The organism is Allobosea sp. Leaf344 (assembly GCF_001426225.1).
In the GTDB taxonomy this organism is placed as follows: Bacteria; Pseudomonadota; Alphaproteobacteria; order Rhizobiales; family Beijerinckiaceae; genus Allobosea.
The window spans coordinates 145,803-164,850 of record NZ_LMRT01000013.1 but is presented as its reverse complement, the minus strand read 5'-3'; the positions used below and the strand labels follow the sequence as shown (position 1 = coordinate 164,850).

Here is a 19,048-nt window from a genome sequence, read left to right as displayed (position 1 = left end):
CGCCGGCACCGCTCGCGCCCTGCGTCCTCCGATGAAGCGGTATCTGGATTATCTCTGGCCGCTGATCGGGCTCGTCGCGGTGATCTGGTCCGTCGATCTGCTCTGGGACAAGCTGAAGACCGAGGCCGGCACGGATGCCGCCATCCTGGCGCGGCTCGAACAGGGCGGGCTCTGGGACAACATCGTCGTCGTCGCCAGCCGCATCGGCCAGAAGATCGCGGTCATCCCGCCCGACGCCTTTCTCCACGCCGGTCTGGCGACCCTCGTCGCCTATGCCGCTCTCGCCTGGTACGACCGGATTGCGCTGATCCATCTCGGCCGCGAGAAGGGGATTTCCTGGCTCTACGTCTCCGTCTGCTCCTTCGTCACCTATGCCCTGTCGCATAATATCGGCGCCTCGGTGTTTTCCGGGGGCATGGTGCGGTTCCGCGCCTACACCGCCAAAGGCCTGACCGCGGCCGAGGTGGCGGTGCTGATCGCGCTCTGCTCCTATACCTTCGCCTTCGGGACGATCCTGCTGATGGGCCTCGTCCTGCTCTACGAGCCGGAGATCCTGCGGCCGCTGACGCGGCTGTCGCGGCATTTCGCCATCGGCGACGGCGCCGCCTGGTGGATCGGCGTCGGTATGCTCGCCTTCGTCGCGCTCTACACCATCGGCTCCTGGCTGAAGTTCAGGCCGCTGCGCGTCGGCAAGTTCGAGCTGATCTATCCGCGCCTGCCGATCGTCGCCCGGCAATATCTCGCCGCGCCGCTCGAACTCGCGGGCGCCGCCGGGATCATCTATTTCGCGCTGCCCGAGCAGGGCAATCCCGGCTTCATGATCGTGCTCGGGGCCTTCCTGCTGTCCTTCTCGGCCGGGCTGCTGAGCCAGGTCCCGGGCGGCGTCGGCGTGATGGAGGCCGTGTTCCTGGCGGTGATGCCGCAGATCCCGGCGCCGGCGGTCTTCGCCGCGCTGCTGGTCTGGCGGATGTATTACCTGATCATCCCGCTGGTCGTCTCCCTGCCGGTGGTGCTCGCCTTCGAGCGGGCGCAATTGCGCAAGACCAAGCTCGCCGCTGCCGTCGCTCAGGCCGACGCCAAGGCCCGCACGCTCGATCCGCCGATCGTCTGAGGTCAGCGCTGGGAGAGCGCGATGCCGGCTGCGGCGAACATCAGCAGCGCGCCCAGCGCTTCAGCCGCGCCGAAGGGTTCGCCCAGCACCGCCATCCCGGCCGCGACCGCTATGACCGGGCTGATGAAGGCATAGAGCCCGGCATAGAACGCCCCCCAGTCGCGCAGCAGCCTGAGATAGATCGTGAAGCCGATCAGCGAGCCGGCGACGATGATGAAGCCGAGCGCCTGCGCCGTCGGCCAGGCGGCCAGCGCGTCGAGATGCCCGGCCGTGACCGGCTCGATCGCCAGGGAGAGCGCGACCAGGCCGACCGCGCCGATCGTCGATTGCCAGCCGGCCAAGGTCAGCGTCGGGATCGCCGGCGCGATTTTGCGGGTCAGCACCGCGCCGGTGCAATAGGACAGCGTCCCCAGGGCGACGGCGGCCAGCCCCCATAATTCGAGCGGGTCGCGCTGGGCGCTCCCGAGCCCGCCGGCCGCGCGCGTCCAGAACAAGAAGCACAGGCCGACGAAGCCGAGGCCCACCGCCGCGACCTGGCGCCGGGTGATGCGCGTGCCCTCGATCAGCCGGCTCGCCAGCAGCGACCAGATCGGGATCGAGGCCAGATTGACGATCGCCGCCAGACCCGTCGGCGCATGGGCCGTGCCCCAGAACACCAGGCTGTAGCAGCCGGTGTTGACCAGCATCGCCGTGGCCACCAGCCGCCCGCGCGCCTCCACGGGCACGCGCAGCGCGTCCCGTCCGGCCCAGGCCAGCAGCAGGGGCCCGGCGAGGACGAAGCGGGCGGCGGCGAAGAAGATCGGCGGCACATGCTCCGCGGCGATCTTCACCGGCAGGAAGGTCAGCCCCCAGACAAGGCACATGCAGGCGAAGAGCACGCCATTGCGCGAGGGCATCGCGATCACAGCAGGCGCTGCATCAGCGCGAGATCGAGCCAGCGACCGAATTTGCGGCCGACCTCGCGCATCAGCCCGGTCTGGACGAAGCCGAGGCGCTCATGCAGCCGGATCGAGCCTTGATTGCCGGCGTCGATTCCGGCGACGAGCGCATGCAGCCCCTGCGCCTGCGCCAGCGGAAACAGCGCGGTCACCAGGGCGGTGCCCAGCCCCTGCCCCTGCCTGTCGGCGCGGATATGGACGCTGTGCTCGGCCGTGAAACGATAGCCGGTGCCGGCGCGGAAGCTGCCATAGCTGGCATAGCCCGCCACCTCGCCGTCGATCTCGGCGACGAGCACCGGGTAACCCGCCGCCTGCCTCGCCGCGAACCAGTCGAGCCGGTCCTCGAGCGACACCGGCTGCTCGTTGAAGACGGCGGTCGAGCTCGCCACGACATGGTTGTAGATCTCCCGGATCGCCGGAACATCCTCTTTCGCCGCCGGCCTGATCATCGCCTTGCGCTCCGCGATATCTACTATAGAAGACGATACGCTATGATCGTGGATGATCTGACGTCAAGGCTGGCGGAACGCATAAGGACCGAGCGCGAAGCGCGGGGCTGGAGCCTCAGCGATCTCGCTTCGGCCTCCGGCGTCTCGCGCGCCATGATCAGCAAGATCGAGCGGGCCGAGGCCAGCCCCACCGCATCGCTGCTCGGCCGGCTCTCCGGCGCGTTCGGACTGACGCTGTCGAGCCTGCTGGCGCGGGCAGAGGCTGCCAGCGAGCGCCTGCGCCGCGCGGAGCAGCAGCCGGTCTGGCGCGACCCCCAAACGGGCTTCAGGCGCCGCGCCATCTCGCCGGCGGGCGAATCCGGGATCGAGCTGGTCGAATCGGAGCTGCCGGCCGGGGCGCGCGTCGCCTATCCCGCCAGCGCCTATGCCTTCATCCGCCAGCAGATCTGGCTGCAGCAGGGCGTGCTCGATTTCACCGAGGGCGGCGAGACGGTGCGGCTGCTGCCGGGAGATTGCCTGGAGCTCGGCCCGCCGGCCGATTGCGCCTTCCATAATCCGGGCCCAGAGCCGGCGCGCTACGTCGTCGTGGTGGTCAAGCGCTGACCCGCGGCAGCGCCTGCGGAGCGCCGTCCTAGACCGTGCCGACCGTCTTCAGCCGCACCCGCGGATGGATCTCGGCCTGGGAGATCACCGGGGTCTCGCGCCGGAACCGCTCGATGATCTGCCGGGCGAAGGGCCTGACCAGTGCGGAGGTCACCAGCGCCGGCATCTCGCCCATGCGCGCCGCATCCTCGAAGCGGTTGCGCACCTGATGCACGAATTCCTGCAGGCGGGAGGGCTGCATGGCGAGGTGGCGATCCTCGCCCTGGCCGATGATCGATTCCGCGAACACCCCTTCCCAGGCCGGCGACAGGGTGATGATCGCGAGGCTCCCCTGCCCGTTCGAGAATTGCGCGCAGATCTGACGGGCGAGCCGGCTGCGGACATGCTCGGCGATCTCGCGCGGGTTCTTCAGCCCGCCCGCCACCTCGGCGATGCCCTCGATGATCGTGCCGAGATCGCGGATCGAGATCCGCTCGGAGAGCAGCAGCTGCAGCACGCGCTGGATTCCGGTGGTCGAGATCTGCGAAGGCACGATCTCCTTCACCAGATCGGCATGGTCCTTCGGCAGCTCGCGCAGCAGCTTCTGCACCTCGCCATGCGAGAGCAGCTCCGGCATGTTGGATTTCAGCACCTCGGTGAGATGCGTCGAGATCACGGTGGCGGCGTCGACGACCGTGTAGCCGCGCAGCTGCGCCTCGTCCTGCAGGGCGGCGTCGATCCAGGTCGCGGGCAGGCCGAAGGTCGGCTCGAGCACATTGTGGCCGGGCAGGTTCACGCTGCCGCCCATCGGATCCATCGCCATGTACTGGCCGACATAGACCAGCCCCTGCCCGGCATCGATCTCCTTGATCTTGATGTAGTAGTGGTTGGCCTCGAGCTGGACGTTGTCGACGATGCGCACCGCCGGCATGACGAAGCCGAGCTCCGCCGCCAGCTGCCGGCGCAGCGCCTTGACCTGGTCTGTCAACCGGTCCTGCCCCTGCTGGGCGTTGACCAGCGGCAGCAGCCCGTAGCCGATCTCGATCTTCAGCTCGTCGAGCTTCAGCAGATCGTTCAGCGTCTCTTCCTTCGGCGTCCCGTCGGCGGCGAGCGGGGACGCCTCCTGCGCGGCGGCCGCCAGCTTGACCTCGTCGGCCTTGGCGATCTTGCCGAAATAATGCGCGAGCCAGCCCGCACCGCCCGCCAGGGCGAGGAAAGGCAGCATCGGGATGCCGGGCAGGATCGCGATCAGCAGCATCACCGCGGCGGACATGCCGAGCGCCTTGGGATAGCCGGAGAGCTGCTTGCCGAGCGCCTTGTCGGCCGCGCCGCGCACGCCGGATTTCGAGACCAGCAGGCCGGCGGCCGTCGACACGATCAGCGCCGGGATCTGGCTGACGAGACCGTCGCCGACGGTCAGCTGGGTGTAGTTGCGGGCCGCATCGCCGAAGCTCATGCCCTGCTGGGCGACGCCGATGATGATGCCGCCGAGCACGTTGATGAAGGTGATCAGCAGGCCGGCAATGGCGTCGCCGCGCACGAATTTCGAGGCGCCGTCCATCGAGCCGAAGAAATTGGCTTCGTCCTCCAGCGCCTTGCGGCGCACCTTGGCGACATCCTGGTCGATCAGCCCGGCCGACAGATCGGCGTCGATCGCCATCTGCTTGCCGGGCATCGCATCGAGCGCGAAGCGGGCCGCCACCTCGGCGATGCGGCCCGAGCCCTTGGTGATGACGACGAAATTGACGATGATCAGGATGGTGAAGACGATCACCCCGATCACGAAATTGCCGCCCATCACGAAATTGCCGAAGGCCTCGATGACATGGCCGGCGGCGGCGCTGCCCTCATGGCCATGCGCCAGGATCAGGCGGGTCGAGGCGAGGTTGAGCGCCAGCCGCAGCATGGTGACGATCAGCAGCACCGTCGGGAAGGCCGAGAATTCCAGCGGCTCCTCGATGAACAGCGCCGTCATCAGCACCAGCACCGACAGGATGATCGAGACCGCCAGCAGGATGTCGAGCAGGAACCCGGGCAGCGGGAAGATGAGCACCACGAGGATGCCCATCACGCCGATCGCGAGGAACAGGTCCGGTCGGTTGAACAGCCCGCCCAGGCCGCTCCCGCCCGGCAGCTTCAACCCACCCGCGCCTGCCGTCACATCGGTCATGGACCGTCAGCCCTCTCGCGTCCCGCAGCGTGCGGAACCCGGCAATTCTTGCCGGGTGCATGGTGAACGACTGGTTAAGATTCGGCGAAAGAGCCGGCTCGGAACCTTTGTCTGAACGGACTGTTATCGAATGGCCGCTCTCCGGCCGCATTCGGTCGTCCCACTCGCAGCGGGGGACCATCAACGGCCGATCGGCCGAATTTCTGGAGACATTCCTGCATGAACAGACGCTCTTTCGTCATCGGCCTTTTCGGCGGCATCGCCGCCACGGGTCTCGGAGGCGCCGCGATCGCCCGTGAGGCGGCGGCCACCTCTCTCGACGCTGCGACCGGCGAGCTCGCTCCCGCGGTCAAGGCGGGGCTCGATCAGGCAGATGCCGATTTCAGCCAGGTGGTCGTGCGCGAACGCGTCGTGCGCCGGCGCCGGCCCGTGGTGACGCGTCGCGTCGTCGTGCGTCGCCGCGGACCGGTAGTGACCCGCCGCGTCATCGTCCGCCGCCCGCGTCGCGTCGTGCGCCGTCGCGTGATCGTCCGCTAATCCAAGCCCGAGGCGGGCGGCGTCACCGGCGCCGCCCGTTTCACATCGAGAGGGATCGTGCAGCCATAATGGAGCCTCCGCGCATGATGCCGCAGGAACCGGTGATCAGCACCAGCATCCCGGCCAGGCTGGACCGTCTGCCCTGGTCGCCCTTCCACACGCTGGTGGTGGTGGCGCTCGGTGTGACCTGGATCCTCGACGGGCTCGAGGTGACGCTGGCCGGCTCGGTCTCCGGCGCGCTCAAGGAAAGCCCGGTCCTGCGCTTCACCAACAGCGAAGTCGGCATGGCGGGAGCGGCCTATCTCGCCGGAGCCGTGTTCGGAGCGCTGTTCTTCGGCTGGCTGACCGACCGGCTCGGCCGCAAGAAGCTTTTCACCATCACGCTCTTCGTCTATCTCGCGGCAACGGCCGCCACCGCCTTCTCCTGGAGCTTCTGGAGCTTCATCATCTTCCGCTTCTTCACCGGCATGGGGATCGGCGGCGAATATACGGCGATCAACTCGACCATCCAGGAGCTGGTCCCCGCCCGCGTCCGCGGCTGGGTCGACCTCGTCATCAACGGCTCCTTCTGGGTCGGCGCGGCCCTGGGTGCCGTCGGCGCCATCATCCTGCTCGACCCGGCCCGGATCGACCCCGAGATCGGCTGGCGGGTCGCCTTCTTCCTCGGCGCGGCGCTCGGCCTGATCATCCTGGTGTTGCGGCAATGGATCCCGGAGAGCCCGCGCTGGCTGATCTCGCATGGGCGCACCCAGGAAGCGGAGACCATCGTCGCCGCCATCGAGGCCCGCGCCGGCGTCGTCACCCGCCGCGACGAGGTCCTGCCGCTGACCCATCTGCGGCCGCGCCGCGCGACCCCGCTCGCCGAGATCGCGCATGTTCTCTTCGTCAGGCATCGCCCGCGCGCGCTGGTCGGCCTCGCGCTGATGGTGTCGCAAGCTTTCTTCTACAACGCGATCTTCTTCACCTACGCGCTGATCCTCACCGATTTCTACGCCGTGCCCTCGCAGAATATCGGCTGGTTCATCCTGCCCTTCGCCGCCGGCAATTTCCTCGGACCGCTGATCCTCGGCCGGCTGTTCGACACGCTCGGCCGGCGCACGATGATCGCCACGACCTATGCGATGTCGGGCCTGCTGCTGACCGGGACGGGCTATCTGTTCTGGCAGGATTGGCTCAGCGCCGCGCAGCTCACCGCCTGCTGGAGCGTGGTGTTCTTCTTCGCCTCGGCGGCCGCGAGCTCGGCCTATCTCACCGTCAGCGAGACCTTCCCGATCGAGATGCGCGCGCTCGCCATCGCCGCCTTCTACGCCATCGGGACCGGGGTCGGCGGCGTCGCGGGTCCCTGGCTGTTCGGCGCGCTGATCGACACCGGCTCGCGCGCCAGCGTGTTCGGCGGCTATCTCTTCGGCGCCGTGCTGATGCTCGGCGCGGCGCTGATCGCCGCGCTGTATGCCGTGCGGGCCGAGCGACGCAGCCTCGAAGACATCGCCACGCCGCTCAACGCGGCCCATCCCGACGACCACCCCCCGCCGCTGCGGGGCCGGCCCGACGAAGTTCTGGGCAAAATGAATCAGGCGATTTGAAGATTTCGGTTGCCAGGTTCACTGCCTGCTGAACGAATTGCGAAGTTGAAAAGGTACGACGCTTCAAACCCGGAGGAACCCGATGGACAGACGCTCATTCCTGGTCACGCTGTTTGGCGGCATGGCGGCCGCCAGCCTCGGCGGCATGGCAGCCGCCCAGGCCGCGACGCCCCAGCCGGCACCCGAGCCCGCGGCTGCGCCCGCCGCCCCCGAGGAACAGGTCTCCGAGGCCGTGGCGCAGGGGCTGGACGAGGCCGATGCCGAATACAGCCAGTATTACTATTACCGGCGACGCCCCCGCTATTATGTGCGGCCGCGCTATTATCGGCCCCGCTACTACCGGCCGCGCTACTATTACCGCCCGCGCTACTATGCGCGTCCGCGCTACTACCGGCGCTATCGCCGCTGGTGACGGAATCCGGGCGGGCTCAATCGCTCGCCTGACAGGTATCGGAGGCGGGTGGGCTGAGGCCTCCCCGCCTCGGCAGCCGCCGGCGCCGGGTCTCGACCCGGCTCCCCGGCATCGCGCCGTGTCAGCCGCGGCCTGCGGAAACTCAGGCCGAGCTGGTTCGCGCCTGGCCGGGCTCGGCCACCACGATCCCGGCGGCGCCATATTCGCTCAGCTTGTTGCGCAAGGTGCGGATCGAGATGCCCAGGATCTTCGCGGCATGGGTCCGGTTGCCCAGCACATGGTCGAGCGTGTCGAGGATCAGTTCGCGCTCGACATCGGCCACGGTGTGGCCGACCAGCGAGCGCGTCATCGCCTCCGCCGTCTGCGCGGCGCGGGAGGCGGCATCCTGACCGGCCGCCGGTCCGAGCGTCTCGCCTTCCGGCGTCAGCACCGCCGCGGCCCCGATTTCCGGCCCCTGCGCCAGCAGGACGGCGCGGTGGATCGTGTTCTCGAGCTCGCGCACATTGCCGCGCCAGGCGTTGGACAGGAGCAGCTTGCGCGCGTCCCCGGCGATGGGGCGCAGCGGCAGCCCGTTGATCTCCGCGTATTTCTTCGCGAAATGATCGGCCAGCGCCAGGATGTCGGCGGGCCGCTCGCGCAGCGCCGGCAGGCGCAGATGCACCACGTTCAGCCGGTAGAACAGATCCTCGCGGAACGAGCCTTCCCGCACCGCCTCGCCGAGATTGCGGTTGGAGGTCGCGATGATCCGCAGATCGACCTTGACCGGCTGCGAGCCGCCGACGCGGTCGATCATCCGCTCCTGCAGCGCGCGCAGCAGCTTGGCCTGCAGGCGGACATCCATCTCGCTGATCTCGTCGAGCAGCAGCGTGCCGCCCGAGGCCTCCTCGAACTTGCCGATGCGGCGGGCGATGGCGCCGGTGAAGGCGCCCTTCTCATGGCCGAACAGCTCGGATTCCAGCAGGTTGTCGGGAATCGCCGCGCAGTTCACCGCCACGAAGGGCTTGTCCTTGCGCAGGGATTTCTGGTGCAGGTGCCGGGCGATCACCTCCTTGCCGGTGCCGCTTTCGCCGGTCACCAGGACGGGAGCGTCGGAGCGCGCGATCTGGGCGGCGAGCTGCACGACGCGCTCCATCGCCGGATCGCGCCAGATCAGGCTGGACTGGTCGGCCGCCACCGCCTCGAGGACCGCCGCGATCAGCTCCGGATCGGGCGGCAGCGGGACATATTCGCGTGCGCCGGCCTGGATCGCGGCCACAGCCGCGCGGGCATCGGTCGAGGTGCCGCAGGCGACGATCGGCGTGCGGATGCGCTCGGCCTCCAGCGCCGCGACATAGGCCGCGATCGGCTGGGCGACGTCGATCATCAGGAGATCGGCGCCCTTCGCGCGCAGCACCGCGAGCGTCTGGTCGAGGCTCTCCGTATGGGTGACGGCCGCGCCATGGGCGATGGCGATCTTCGCCGCCGCGATGATCTGTCCCTTGAGACCGCCGACGATGATGAGGCGCATGGCTCAAGCCTTTCCGCGAGAGAGTGTCGGGGGCCGGCCGGGTCTCACCGGTCGGCCTTGATGATTTCCGTCATGGTGACGCCGAGCCGTTCCTCGACCACCACGACCTCGCCGCGCGCCACCAGCCGCTCGTTGACGAAGATGTCGATGGCCTCGCCGACGCGGCGGTCGAGCTCCAGCACCGCGCCCGGCACGATCTGCAGCAGGTCCCCGATCGCGATCCGGGACGAGCCGAGCACGGCCGAGACCGTCACGGGCACGTCGAAGACCTGCTCCAGATCTTCCGCGGTCTTCACCGGGATCGGACCTGACTGCGCCACCGAACCCGCCTGGCTGTCGAAGGAGAGATCCGCCTGGTTGAGGGGCGGCAGCTTGAGGTCGTTCTCGCTCATCGCACGCTATCCTCGTTCGCCATCGCCGCGACACCGCGGCCGAAGAGGCGGTCCACCGTCTGCTCGACCTGCCGCGACAGGGCCTGCCGGTCGATGGCGAGGCCGCCATCGGCCCATTCGATGCGCCCGTCTCCGGGCGCGATATCCGGCTCGCCGATGACGATCAGCCGTCCGGCATAGCCGCTCTGCAGCGCGACGCGCTTGAGCAGCGCCTCGACCGCCTCGACCGCCCCCTCATGCACCCGCACCACGAGATGCGCCGCGAGGCGGGCATGGACCATGCATTCGCGGATCGCCGCCTCGAGATCGGCCATCGGCTTGTCGGCCAACGCCGCCCCGCCCAGCGCGCGCGCCGCGGCCAGCGCGACCTGCGCCGCCTGTTCCTCGACCGCCAGCGCCCGCGCATCGTCCTGCGCCAGCAGATATTCGGCGGTCCTCGCGATCTGCCCGGCGACCGCGAGGAGCTGGGCGTCGGCCTGCTGGCGCCCCTGCATCTCGCCATCGCGAAAACCTTCGGCCCGCGCCGCCGCGACATCGGCCTCGCCGGCGGCCCGGCGGCCGCCTTCGCGGAAATCCGCCCCGAACATGAATTTCGTCGCCGCAGCCATCAATACACCAGCTCGTCTTCGGAATTGCCCTTGGACAGGATGATCTCGCCCTTGTCGGCCAGTTCCTTGGTCAGCGTGACCATCTTGGTCTGGGCCTCGTCGACCTCCTTCAGCCGCAGCGGGCCGAGGCTCTGGATGTCGTCCTGCATCGTCTTGGCGGCACGGGTGGACATGGCGGAGTAGAAGAATTTGCGCATATCCTCGTTCGCGCCCTTCAGCGCCCTCGCCAGCGTGTCCTTGTCGACCTGCCGCATCAGGGTCTGCAGCCCCGCCGGATCGAGCTTGGAAAGGTCCTCGAAGGTGAACATCAGCGCGCGGATCCGGGCCGCCGCATCCTGGTTCGAGGCATCGAGCGCGGAGAGGAAGCGCATCTCGGTCTGCCGGTCGAAGCCGTTGAAGATCTCCGCCATCATCTCGTGCGGATCGCGCCGGCGCGTCTGGGTCAGGGTCGAGACGAATTCGGTGCGCAAGGTGTTCTCGATGTGGTCCAGCGCCTCCTTCTGGACCGCCTCCATCCGCAGCATGCGGCTGACCACGTCGATCGAGAGCTCGTTCGGCAGGTTGCGCAGCACATTGGCTGCGTGGTCCGCCCGGATCTTGGAGAGGATCACGGCGATGGTCTGCGGGTACTCGTTCTTGAGGAAGTTCGCCAGCACCACCGCGTCGATATTGCCGAGCTTCTGCCACATGTTGCGGCCGGCCGGGCCGCGGATCTCCTCCATGATCAGCGCGACCTGATCCTGCGGCAGGATCTTCTCCAGCAGCGAGATGGTGCGGTCGAAGGAGCCGGTCACGGCGCCGGCGCTGGAGAGCTTGCCGACGAAATCGAGCATCAGCCGCTCGACCTCGTCGGCATCGACCGTGCCGAGCTCCGCCATGGCGCGCGTGATGATGCGGATCTCTTCGTCGTCGAATTCCTGCCAGATCGGCCGGCCATGGTCTTCGCCCAGGACGAGCAGGATCACGGCCGCGCGCTGCGGGCCGCTCATCTCGTCGACGAGGGTGACGCCGCCATAGCCTTCGGCGTCGTCCCTGTTGCCGGTGCGGGGTGCGAGCGAACGTTCGGCCATCTCTAATTGCCCGTCATGCCGCGGCCTTCTCGTGAATCCAGCCGCGCAGCACGGCGACCGTATCGGCCGGATTCTGAGAGACGAGCGCGCCGATCTTCTCGACGGATTGAGCCTTGAGCTGGCCCTTGATCTGGGCGACCGCCAGCATCCGCTCCGAGGGCGCTTCCATCGGGATGCCGACGGGCCCGCCGGTGCCGCTCACCGCGCCGAAGGCGCCGGGCTCGTCCTGCGCCCCGCTCTCGTCGACGATCAGCGCGCCGTTGCGGGCGAAGGAGGGGATCTGGCGCAGCGCGCCCGGTTCCGGCGCCAGCATCTGCTTGACCAGCGGCCGCACCACCACCATCAGCACCATCAGCGTCAGCAGGGCGATGACCACGAGCTCGGCGCCGCGCAGCAGATCCTCCTTGGTGAAGGCCATCAACTGCTGCATCAGCGACTGTTCCGGCAGCTCGGTGATGGCGGGCGGCGCTTCGGCGAAGCGCAGATTGACCACCTCGACCTTGTCGCCGCGCGCCTCGTCGAAGCCGATCGCCGTGCGCACCAGCTGCGCGATCCGCTCCAGCTCCTCCGGCGGGCGCGGCTGGTAGACGATGTCGTTGCCGTTGCGGCTGTAGGAGCCGTCGACGAGCACGGCGACCGAGAGCTTCTTCACCCGGCCGCCCTCCAGCACCTCCGTGCGGGTGGTGCGGGAGATCTCGTAATTGACCACCTCCTCGTTCTTCGAGGAGGCATCCTTCGGCGATGCCTGGCCGCCCTGGTTCTGCTGTGCGCCCGGCAGCTCGTTGCCGACCGTGACGGCTCCGCCGCCTTCGCTGGTGGTGGCGTTCTCGGTGCGGTTCTGGCTGGAGCGGACGACACGGCTCTCCGGGTCGAAGGTCTCCGAGCGGCTTTCGACCCGGTTGGCGTCGATCAGCGCCGAGACCTGCACCCGGGCGCGGCCATGGCCGACGATGCTCGCGACGATGTCCTCGATCTGCAGCTTGGTGCGCTTTTCCACCGCCGTCTGGCGTTCCTCGATGCCGAGACCGGCCAGCCCCTGCTCGCCCTGGGCGCCATCCGCCAGCAGACGGCCGCGCTCGTCGACGATCGAGACGCGGTCGGGCTTCAGCCCGTCCACCGCCGAGGCGACGAGGTGGCGCACGGCGCGCACCTGCGCCGCGTCGAGCTCGCCCGCCAGCTTCAGCACGATCGAGGCGCGCGGCGGCTCGCGGTCGCGCTCGAACAGACGCTTCTCCGGGATCACCAGATGGACGCGGGCCGCCTGGACCCGCCCGATCGAGCGGATGGTGCGCGAGAGCTCGCCTTCCAGCGCCCGCAGATGGTTGATGTTCTGGACGAAGCTGGTCGAGGAGAAGGCGTCGCCCTTGTCGAAGATCTCGTAGCCGACCCCGCCCCCGGCCGGGATGCCCTTGCTGGCGAGGTCGAGCCGCAGCCGCGGCACCGCCGTCTTGTCGACCAGGATGGTCTGGCCGTCGCCGCGCAGCTCGTATTTCACGCCGCGCGTGTCGAGATCCTTGAGGATCGTGCTGACATCGCTGGAGGACAGGTCGGAAAACAGCACGCCCATGGCCGGCTGGGACATCTTGATCATGACGAAGGCGAAGAAGCCGACCAGCGCCAGCGTCACCCCCAGCATCGCCGCCAGGCGTGCCGCTCCGAATTTCGAGAATTGATTGACGATGCCGTTCACGCCGTCATCCGTCCCACGAGGCCAGGTCCTCCGCACGAAGGGCGCGGCGACTAGGCAAGTTTTTCCCAGTGCATGGTTAGCGGCAGGTTAACGAATTCGAGATTGCGCGAATAAGGGCTGTAAAACGTGAAAAAGCGCCGGCCCTGGGGGACCGGCGCCTGCTTCGAGACCGCATGCGGCCCGTCTATTGGCGGTAATGCTGGATCCGCGTCGTCCGCAGGCCGGCGAGGCCGTGCTGGTCGATCGACATCTGCCAGCTCAGGAATTCGTCGACCGTCAGCGTGTAGCGCTGGCACGCCTCTTCCAGGCTGAGAAGCCCGCCGCGAACGGCGGCGACGACTTCGGCCTTGCGCCGGATCACCCAGCGGCGGGTATTCATCGGCGGGAGATCGGCGATCGTCAGCGGACTTCCGTCCGGACCGATCACATACTTCACCCGCGGTCGCAAAGGCTCGGTCATGGTACACTCACACAACTCAACAGAGCTACTGAAAGTGAGCATATCGGCCCGGTTTTAAGATTTAGCTAAAGCGATTGCGCGGGCTGTCCTGATTCGCCGGCTCATCCCTTGGGACGCACCACGGATTTCAGGTTGACGATCGGCACATTGACGGAGCCGACCTTCAGGATCGGGGTCTCGCCCGAGAAATCGACGGAATCGACCACGCCGGTGACCTGGGTCTTCGCGGTCATCGCCGCGCCGGAGGTGTCCTTGGCGTCGATCGAGATCGTATAGGCCCCCTCCGCCGCCTTGGTCCCGGTCGAGGTCGTGCCGTCCCAGGCATAGGTCTGGTCCCCGGCCGAGAGCGAGACGGTCGCCGTCTTCACCACGCTGCCGGCGGCGTTCTTGATGGTGACGGTGGCGGTGCCGGCGCGCGGCATGTTGACGTGCCACTCGGCCTTGCCGTCCTTCAGCCCGGCGGTCGCGCCATCGGCGGTGATGGTGGTACCGATGAAGTTCACCGCATTGGTCGCGGCGGTCACCTTGTCCAGGCTGAGCAGCGCGGTCAGCGATTCATTGGTCTTCAGCTGCTGCTCGACGCCTGCGAACTGCACGAGCTGCTGGGTGAACTGGTTGGTGTCGAGCGGATCGAGCGGGCTCTGGTTCTTGAGCTGCGTCGTCAGCAGGGTCAGGAACTGGTCGAAATTGCCGGCGATGGCACTCTTGCCGGCGATGTTCGTGGTCGACCCGCCGGTCTTGTTCGTCGCCGAGCTGGACGCCGCATTCGTGTTCGCGGCGCCGGTCGTGGCGGTCCCGGTGCTGTTCGTCGTCGAGCCGGTATTGGCGATGGCCATGGCTGTTCTCCTCGCCTCTAGATGCTGAGATCGACGCCGCCGAGCCGGACCAGGCGGCGCGTGCCCCCTGCCTCGACGGGGGCGGCGATCTCGTCGATCGAATTCGTGCCGGAGCGGCCGCGGCGCGGCGGCTCGTCCTCATGGCGGTGCTGGCGGAAACCGGACTGGTCCGAGGGATCGCGCAGCGTGATCGTCACGCCGGAATCGCTCGGCTTCAGCCCCGCCTGTTCGAACGCCCGTTCCAGCGTCCGCGCGTCGCGCTGCAGCAGCTGCAGGGTTTCCACCCGGTCGACGACGAGCTTGGCCGAGACCTCGCCCGCATCGGAGATCTCGAGGTTGACGTCGACCCGCCCGAGCTCGGCCGGATCCAGCCTGATATCGAATTTCCGCCCGCCCGCCAGCGCCCTGAGGCCGATCTCGATCGGCACGACATGCACCGGCGTCGCCGGGCCCGATGCCGCGGCCTGGGCGCCGGCCTGACCGGGCGCGGGCGCGCTCTCGGCTGCCGCCGGGGCTGACAGAGGCCCCTCCGCCTTGGTCTGGCGGAGTTGCGAGAGGAAACTCGTATCGATCGGCTGCAGCGGCGCCGAGACCGGCTCCGCGGGCTTCGCCTCGCCCTTGCCGGCTGCCCCCGCCGGGCCGGGCTGAGCGCCCTCGGCGGGCGCCTCGCGGCTCTTGGCCAGCGCCGAGACTACGGCGCCGAACGGCACCTCTTCGGTGCCTTCCGGGGCCTGCGCGAGCTGCTCGCGCGCCGCATGGGCGACCGAGACCGCCTTTGCCTGGTCCTGGCCCCTGGCGGCGCCCTTGCCCTGGCCCGGCGTTCCGATCGCACCGGTCGCGGCCTCGCCACCGGCTTGTGCCTCCGTCGCCCCGCTCGTCGCCGGTGCGGGTGCGGGCAGCAGCACGGCGCCATCGCCCGTTGCGACCACCGGCTGATCCGTGCCGCCTTGGCCGGGGCCCGCGGCAGCGGCCGGGGCGGCCGGGGCGGCCTCGGCCGGCAGGCTCGTGGCTGGCTGCGCGGGCTCGCCGGTGCTGCCCTCTGTGTCGGTGGCGGCCGGCGCATCGGCGCCCGGCTCATCCTGGCTGGCGCCGGCCTCGAGCGTGCCGCCCTCGCCCGCGGCGAGCTGCACCGCGACCGACAGCTGCTGCGCCGCGGCGGGCGCTCCGGCCCCTTGCGTATCTGTGATATTGGTCTGCGGTGCCGCCGCCAGCGCGAGCTCCGCCGCCTTGGCCGCAGCGACCTGGACCGCGGCGGATGGCCCGGCACCGTTCTGCACTACGGCGGCGCCGCCGGCCGGTGGCGCCTCGGCTTTGGCGGCCTGCCGCTCGGCTTTGGCAGCTTGCCTTTCGGCCGCGGCCGCCTCGCGGCGGGCTTCCGAGGCGTCGGCCGCTGGCGACGCGTGGTCGGGCCTGCCAGGTTCGGATGGCGCGCGCCCGGCTTCGGCGGCCTCGTTGCGTGGGGTCGCGCCCTCCGGCCTGTCGTCGGACCGGCCCCGCGCCGGGCCATCGGCCTCTTCCCGGCGCTCGATGCGTTCGGCCTGGGCCAGATCGCGCCGCTCGCCCGGTGCCGCGCGGCGCGGGTCGCGAGCCTCGTCCCGGGCCGGCCGCGCCGGCGGTTCGGCATCGGCACGTTCGGCCGCCGGCAGAGCGAATTCGGGCGCGGGCGCACGCCGATCGGTCTCGGGCCGCAAGGGACGCGGCACCGGGCGATCGAAGGCGGCAGCTGGCAGGAAAGGCGATTGAACCGACATCGGGAAAAATCCAGCACTCGGACAAGAACGCGTCCAGGCATCGCGGCAGCAAGACCCACGCCAACCCCTCCATCCCATGATTCCAGTAGCTTACCCCGGAGGGTGCGCCTCGGGAGACGGCAGAATTGCGCTGCGCGATCCCGCCGCCCGGCAGGATTTGCCGAGCGGCTGGCAGCCTCGCCGCAAAACCGCTATAGAGCCCGCCAGCCGCGCTCGCGCGCGATCAGGACGAGTTCGCCGCATGACCGCGCCTCTCAATTCGCTGGACATCGCCAAACCCAGGCAGGCGACACGCGTGGTCGCCGCGATGTCGGGCGGTGTCGATTCCTCCGTGGTCGCGGCTTTGCTGAAGCGCGAGGGCTATGAGGTCATCGGCGTGACCCTGCAGCTCTACGACCACGGCGCGGCCGTGCATCGCGCCGGCTCCTGCTGCGCCGGGCAGGACATCCATGACGCCCGCCGCGTCGCCGAGGCGATCGGCATCCCCCATTACGTGCTGGACTATGAGAGCCGCTTCAGGGACGCGGTCATCGAGCGTTTCGCCGAGAGCTATCTCGCCGGCGAAACCCCGATCCCCTGCGTCGACTGCAATCGCACGGTCAAATTCCGCGATCTGCTCGACCTCGCCCGCGAACTCGGCGCCGATGCGCTGGCCACGGGGCATTACGTCGTCAGCCGCGACCTCGGCGACGGCCATCGCGGCCTCTTCCGCGCCGCCGATGCCAGCCGCGACCAGAGCTATTTCCTCTACGCCACGACGCAGGCCCAGCTCGACCTGCTGCGCTTCCCGCTGGGCCATCTCGACAAGGCGCGGACACGCCAGCTCGCCGCGGAGCTCGGCCTCGCCATCGCCGACAAGCCCGACAGCCAGGATATCTGCTTCGTGCCCAATGGCCGCTATGCGGATGTGATCGAGCGGCTGAAGCCCGGCGCCTCCCGCCCCGGCGAGATCGTCCATCTCGACGGCCGCGTGCTGGGCCGGCATGACGGCGTGCTGCGCTACACCGTCGGCCAGCGCAAGGGGCTGGGGATCAGCACCGCCGAGCCGCTCTATGTGCTGCGGCTCGATGCCGAGGCCGCCCGCGTCGTCGTCGGCCCGCGCGAGGCGCTGGGCGTCCGCCGGATCCGGCTGCGCGACCTGAACTGGCTGGGCGAGACGGCGCTGGACGCGCTGCCGCCCGAGGGGCTGGAGGTGGCGGTGCGGGTGCGCTCGACGCGCGAGCCGCGCGAGGCCCGGCTGAGCGTCGATGCGCAGGGCGCCTGCATCACCCTCGCCACCGACGAGGAGGGCGTGTCGCCGGGCCAGGCCTGCGTGATCTACGCCGATTCCGGGCCGGGCGCGCGCGTCCTCGGCGGCGGCGTCATCATGCGCCCGCAGCTCGCCGCCTCGCCGCGCGACGCCACCCCCGCCCTCGCCTGCTCCTGACCGCTCCCCCCGAGACCCGCCATGCCCGTCACCTATGATCTCGAAGGCCAGAAGCGCGTCTACGCGACCTGGGCGAAATTCTACGACAAGGTCTATCAGCGCATGCTGGCGCGGCCGCAGCGCGAGGCCGTGGCGGCGGCCTGCGCCTGCGGGCCCGACATCCTCGAGATCGGCGTCGGCACCGGGCTGACCCTGCCCTATTTCACCCGGGAATCCCGGGTCTATGGCGCCGATCTCTCGCTCGACATGCTGAAGGTCGCCAACCGCAAGGTCGCCGAGCAGCATCTCGACCATGTCCGCGGGCTGATGGTGATGGATGCCTGCCGCCTCGGTTTCCAGGCCGAGCGTTTTGACGCGGTGACGGCGCAATTCGTCATCACGCTGGTCCCCGATCCCGAGCAGGCGCTGGCCGAGATGGACCGGGTCCTGAAGCCCGGCGGCGAGATCGTGATATCGAGCCGGCTCGTCGACGATGGCGGGCTGCTCGCGCCCTTCTGGGCCGGGCTCGCGCCCCTGGCCAAGGCCGTCGGCTGGAGCACCGACTTCAAGGTCAGCCGCCTGACCGGCTGGGCGGCGCGCACCGGCCGCTATGAAACCGTCCATGTCGGCGGCGGCTACTTCAAGGTGGTGCGGCTGCGCAAGACGGCCTCCGCCGGCTGATCCGCGCCGGCGCAATTTAGCCCGACGACAGGGTTGACGGCGCCACCCTCACCCTCCTATATCGCGCCCTCGGCAACAGGCTCCGGCCTGTCCGGCCCCGGGGCGGGGTAGCTCAGCTGGTTAGAGCAGCGGAATCATAATCCGCGTGTCGGGGGTTCGAGTCCCTCTCCCGCTACCATTTCGACAGCGACATCGCGATCCGACGCCGCGAGTGGCGCGCCGATCAGCGCGCTCGCCTCGCCACACATCTCGACTTTCGGCCGCAGATCGCCCGCCAAGGCCTCACCCGCTCACCCCGCCGCTATGATGGCGACGGGCAAGCCTCGGCGCAGGGAATTGCCGACCATGCAGCCCTCGCTCGCCCGGGCGATGATCGGAGCCGGATCCGAGCCGTCGCGCGTCTCGCAGCGCACCGTCATCGTTGCGTCAGACGCCACCATCGGCTCGCCTGCCAGGGTCAGCGAGACGGAGACCTCGATGCTGCCGAGGCTGACGCCCATCGTCTCCGCGACATAGCGCAGGTCGTTGCAGAAACAGCCGCCGAGCGCGAGGGCGAGCATCTGCGCCCCGTTGAAGCCGAGCCCCATTCCGCCGGCTTTCCCCTCTGGCCGGTCGACCACCAGCGTATGCCCGCCGGCCCAGCCGAGAGCGGCCTGCGTGCCCGGGATGTTCCTCAACTCGACGGAGACGAGACTCATCATCGCACCTGTTGTCGTCGGGATGACCGGCATGGTGTCACGTGAGGAGCGATGTGAGAAGGCGCAGCCGCGAGGCCGGGCGCCTGCCGCTCCCATGCGCGCCTGCCGACTCCTCCGCAGGAACGCCGGCGGTCGCGCCGCGTTCTCCGCTCATCGCGAGGAACGCCA

The 19,048-nt window shown here is 69.2% G+C and carries 19 protein-coding genes and 1 tRNA gene; 8 read left to right on the top strand and 12 right to left on the bottom strand.

The features are described 5' to 3' along the window. Positions 1-31 precede the first annotated feature (31 nt). On the top strand, positions 32-1,111 hold the full coding sequence (locus ASG72_RS09430) for a YbhN family protein (RefSeq protein ID WP_056711433.1): 1,080 nt from the start codon (positions 32-34) through the stop codon (positions 1,109-1,111). Positions 1,112-1,113: 2 nt separating this feature from the next. On the opposite strand, the gene ASG72_RS09425 is transcribed toward ASG72_RS09430, so the two are convergent. Continuing rightward, positions 1,114-2,007, bottom strand: a complete 894-nt coding sequence (locus tag ASG72_RS09425) for an EamA family transporter (protein WP_244488775.1) — start codon at positions 2,005-2,007, stop codon at positions 1,114-1,116. A 5-nt stretch (positions 2,008-2,012) separates the two neighbouring features. Further along, on the bottom strand, positions 2,013-2,498 hold the full coding sequence (locus ASG72_RS09420) for a GNAT family N-acetyltransferase (protein WP_056711430.1): 486 nt from the start codon (positions 2,496-2,498) through the stop codon (positions 2,013-2,015). 42 nt (positions 2,499-2,540) lie between these two features. On the opposite strand from ASG72_RS09420, the gene ASG72_RS09415 reads away from it, so the two are divergent. After that, positions 2,541-3,101 (top strand): XRE family transcriptional regulator, encoded by a 561-nt coding sequence (locus ASG72_RS09415; RefSeq protein ID WP_056711428.1) that lies wholly within the window; start codon positions 2,541-2,543, stop codon positions 3,099-3,101. A gap of 28 nt (positions 3,102-3,129) precedes the next feature. On the opposite strand, the gene flhA is transcribed toward ASG72_RS09415, so the two are convergent. Then, positions 3,130-5,250 (bottom strand): flagellar biosynthesis protein FlhA, encoded by a 2,121-nt coding sequence (gene flhA / locus ASG72_RS09410; RefSeq protein ID WP_056711426.1) that lies wholly within the window; start codon positions 5,248-5,250, stop codon positions 3,130-3,132. A gap of 219 nt (positions 5,251-5,469) precedes the next feature. Between flhA and ASG72_RS09405 the strand changes: the two genes are divergently transcribed. From ASG72_RS09405 to ASG72_RS09395, 3 genes are all read left to right on the top strand, one after another. Continuing rightward, a complete protein-coding gene (locus ASG72_RS09405; RefSeq protein ID WP_056711424.1) occupies positions 5,470-5,787 on the top strand; it encodes a hypothetical protein in 318 nt (105 codons plus the stop codon). Between the two features lie 83 nt (positions 5,788-5,870). Continuing rightward, the gene (locus ASG72_RS09400; protein ID WP_244488757.1) at positions 5,871-7,370 is read left to right on the top strand and encodes an MFS transporter; all 1,500 of its coding nucleotides are present in this window, start codon (positions 5,871-5,873) and stop codon (positions 7,368-7,370) included. 82 nt (positions 7,371-7,452) lie between these two features. Further along, positions 7,453-7,782: a hypothetical protein gene (locus ASG72_RS09395; RefSeq protein ID WP_056711420.1), complete on the top strand. Its 330-nt coding sequence runs from the start codon at positions 7,453-7,455 to the stop codon at positions 7,780-7,782. A gap of 142 nt (positions 7,783-7,924) precedes the next feature. Here the strand turns inward: ASG72_RS09395 and ASG72_RS09390 are convergent, their stop codons facing one another. The 8 genes from ASG72_RS09390 to ASG72_RS09355 form a co-directional block, all read right to left on the bottom strand. After that, positions 7,925-9,289 carry a sigma-54 dependent transcriptional regulator gene (locus tag ASG72_RS09390; protein ID WP_056711418.1) on the bottom strand — a complete coding sequence of 455 codons (1,365 nt, stop codon included), beginning with the start codon at positions 9,287-9,289 and terminating at the stop codon, positions 7,925-7,927. A 44-nt stretch (positions 9,290-9,333) separates the two neighbouring features. Next, positions 9,334-9,681, bottom strand: coding sequence for a flagellar motor switch protein FliN (gene fliN / locus ASG72_RS09385; protein WP_056711416.1), 348 nt, complete (start codon positions 9,679-9,681; stop codon positions 9,334-9,336). After that, positions 9,678-10,289 (bottom strand): FliH/SctL family protein, encoded by a 612-nt coding sequence (locus ASG72_RS09380; RefSeq protein ID WP_056711413.1) that lies wholly within the window; start codon positions 10,287-10,289, stop codon positions 9,678-9,680. Before ASG72_RS09380 ends, fliN begins: the two co-directional genes overlap by 4 nt. Further along, the gene (gene fliG / locus ASG72_RS09375) at positions 10,289-11,278 is read right to left on the bottom strand and encodes a flagellar motor switch protein FliG (RefSeq protein ID WP_056712534.1); all 990 of its coding nucleotides are present in this window, start codon (positions 11,276-11,278) and stop codon (positions 10,289-10,291) included. Before fliG ends, ASG72_RS09380 begins: the two co-directional genes overlap by 1 nt. A gap of 94 nt (positions 11,279-11,372) precedes the next feature. Then, on the bottom strand, positions 11,373-13,049 hold the full coding sequence (fliF, locus tag ASG72_RS09370; protein ID WP_082540237.1) for a flagellar basal-body MS-ring/collar protein FliF: 1,677 nt from the start codon (positions 13,047-13,049) through the stop codon (positions 11,373-11,375). A gap of 184 nt (positions 13,050-13,233) precedes the next feature. Next, a complete protein-coding gene (locus tag ASG72_RS09365) occupies positions 13,234-13,509 on the bottom strand; it encodes a DUF1153 domain-containing protein (RefSeq protein ID WP_038359348.1) in 276 nt (91 codons plus the stop codon). A 101-nt stretch (positions 13,510-13,610) separates the two neighbouring features. Beyond that, complete coding sequence (locus tag ASG72_RS09360; RefSeq protein ID WP_082540236.1) at positions 13,611-14,345, bottom strand: flagellar hook assembly protein FlgD; 735 nt, start codon at positions 14,343-14,345, stop codon at positions 13,611-13,613. Positions 14,346-14,362: 17 nt separating this feature from the next. Beyond that, positions 14,363-16,096, bottom strand: a complete 1,734-nt coding sequence (locus tag ASG72_RS09355; protein ID WP_156395880.1) for a flagellar hook-length control protein FliK — start codon at positions 16,094-16,096, stop codon at positions 14,363-14,365. Between the two features lie 241 nt (positions 16,097-16,337). Here ASG72_RS09355 and mnmA point away from each other — a divergent pair, with 241 nt between their 5' ends. The 3 genes from mnmA (at position 16,338) to ASG72_RS09340 (ending at position 18,360) form a co-directional block, all read left to right on the top strand. Then, the gene (gene mnmA / locus ASG72_RS09350) at positions 16,338-17,522 is read left to right on the top strand and encodes a tRNA 2-thiouridine(34) synthase MnmA (protein WP_056711409.1); all 1,185 of its coding nucleotides are present in this window, start codon (positions 16,338-16,340) and stop codon (positions 17,520-17,522) included. Positions 17,523-17,543: 21 nt separating this feature from the next. Beyond that, positions 17,544-18,182 (top strand): class I SAM-dependent methyltransferase, encoded by a 639-nt coding sequence (locus ASG72_RS09345; RefSeq protein WP_056711406.1) that lies wholly within the window; start codon positions 17,544-17,546, stop codon positions 18,180-18,182. A 101-nt stretch (positions 18,183-18,283) separates the two neighbouring features. Continuing rightward, a tRNA-Met gene (locus ASG72_RS09340) sits at positions 18,284-18,360 on the top strand. Between the two features lie 112 nt (positions 18,361-18,472). Here the strand turns inward: ASG72_RS09340 and ASG72_RS09335 are convergent. After that, positions 18,473-18,880, bottom strand: a complete 408-nt coding sequence (locus ASG72_RS09335; protein WP_056712529.1) for an OsmC family protein — start codon at positions 18,878-18,880, stop codon at positions 18,473-18,475. Positions 18,881-19,048: the final 168 nt, after the last annotated feature.

Coding starts and splice junctions, on each gene's coding strand:
- ASG72_RS09430 (WP_056711433.1), top strand. CDS start 32: ATGAAGCGGTATCTGGATTATCTCTGGCCGCTGATCGGGCTCGTCGCG.
- ASG72_RS09425 (WP_244488775.1), bottom strand. CDS start 2,007: ATGCCCTCGCGCAATGGCGTGCTCTTCGCCTGCATGTGCCTTGTCTGG.
- ASG72_RS09420 (WP_056711430.1), bottom strand. CDS start 2,498: ATGATCAGGCCGGCGGCGAAAGAGGATGTTCCGGCGATCCGGGAGATC.
- ASG72_RS09415 (WP_056711428.1), top strand. CDS start 2,541: ATGATCGTGGATGATCTGACGTCAAGGCTGGCGGAACGCATAAGGACC.
- flhA (WP_056711426.1), bottom strand. CDS start 5,250: ATGACCGATGTGACGGCAGGCGCGGGTGGGTTGAAGCTGCCGGGCGGG.
- ASG72_RS09405 (WP_056711424.1), top strand. CDS start 5,470: ATGAACAGACGCTCTTTCGTCATCGGCCTTTTCGGCGGCATCGCCGCC.
- ASG72_RS09400 (WP_244488757.1), top strand. CDS start 5,871: ATGATGCCGCAGGAACCGGTGATCAGCACCAGCATCCCGGCCAGGCTG.
- ASG72_RS09395 (WP_056711420.1), top strand. CDS start 7,453: ATGGACAGACGCTCATTCCTGGTCACGCTGTTTGGCGGCATGGCGGCC.
- ASG72_RS09390 (WP_056711418.1), bottom strand. CDS start 9,289: ATGCGCCTCATCATCGTCGGCGGTCTCAAGGGACAGATCATCGCGGCG.
- fliN (WP_056711416.1), bottom strand. CDS start 9,681: ATGAGCGAGAACGACCTCAAGCTGCCGCCCCTCAACCAGGCGGATCTC.
- ASG72_RS09380 (WP_056711413.1), bottom strand. CDS start 10,289: ATGGCTGCGGCGACGAAATTCATGTTCGGGGCGGATTTCCGCGAAGGC.
- fliG (WP_056712534.1), bottom strand. CDS start 11,278: ATGAGCGGCCCGCAGCGCGCGGCCGTGATCCTGCTCGTCCTGGGCGAA.
- ASG72_RS09365 (WP_038359348.1), bottom strand. CDS start 13,509: ATGACCGAGCCTTTGCGACCGCGGGTGAAGTATGTGATCGGTCCGGAC.
- ASG72_RS09360 (WP_082540236.1), bottom strand. CDS start 14,345: ATGGCCATCGCCAATACCGGCTCGACGACGAACAGCACCGGGACCGCC.
- ASG72_RS09355 (WP_156395880.1), bottom strand. CDS start 16,096: ATGTCGGTTCAATCGCCTTTCCTGCCAGCTGCCGCCTTCGATCGCCCG.
- mnmA (WP_056711409.1), top strand. CDS start 16,338: ATGACCGCGCCTCTCAATTCGCTGGACATCGCCAAACCCAGGCAGGCG.
- ASG72_RS09345 (WP_056711406.1), top strand. CDS start 17,544: ATGCCCGTCACCTATGATCTCGAAGGCCAGAAGCGCGTCTACGCGACC.
- ASG72_RS09335 (WP_056712529.1), bottom strand. CDS start 18,880: ATGAGTCTCGTCTCCGTCGAGTTGAGGAACATCCCGGGCACGCAGGCC.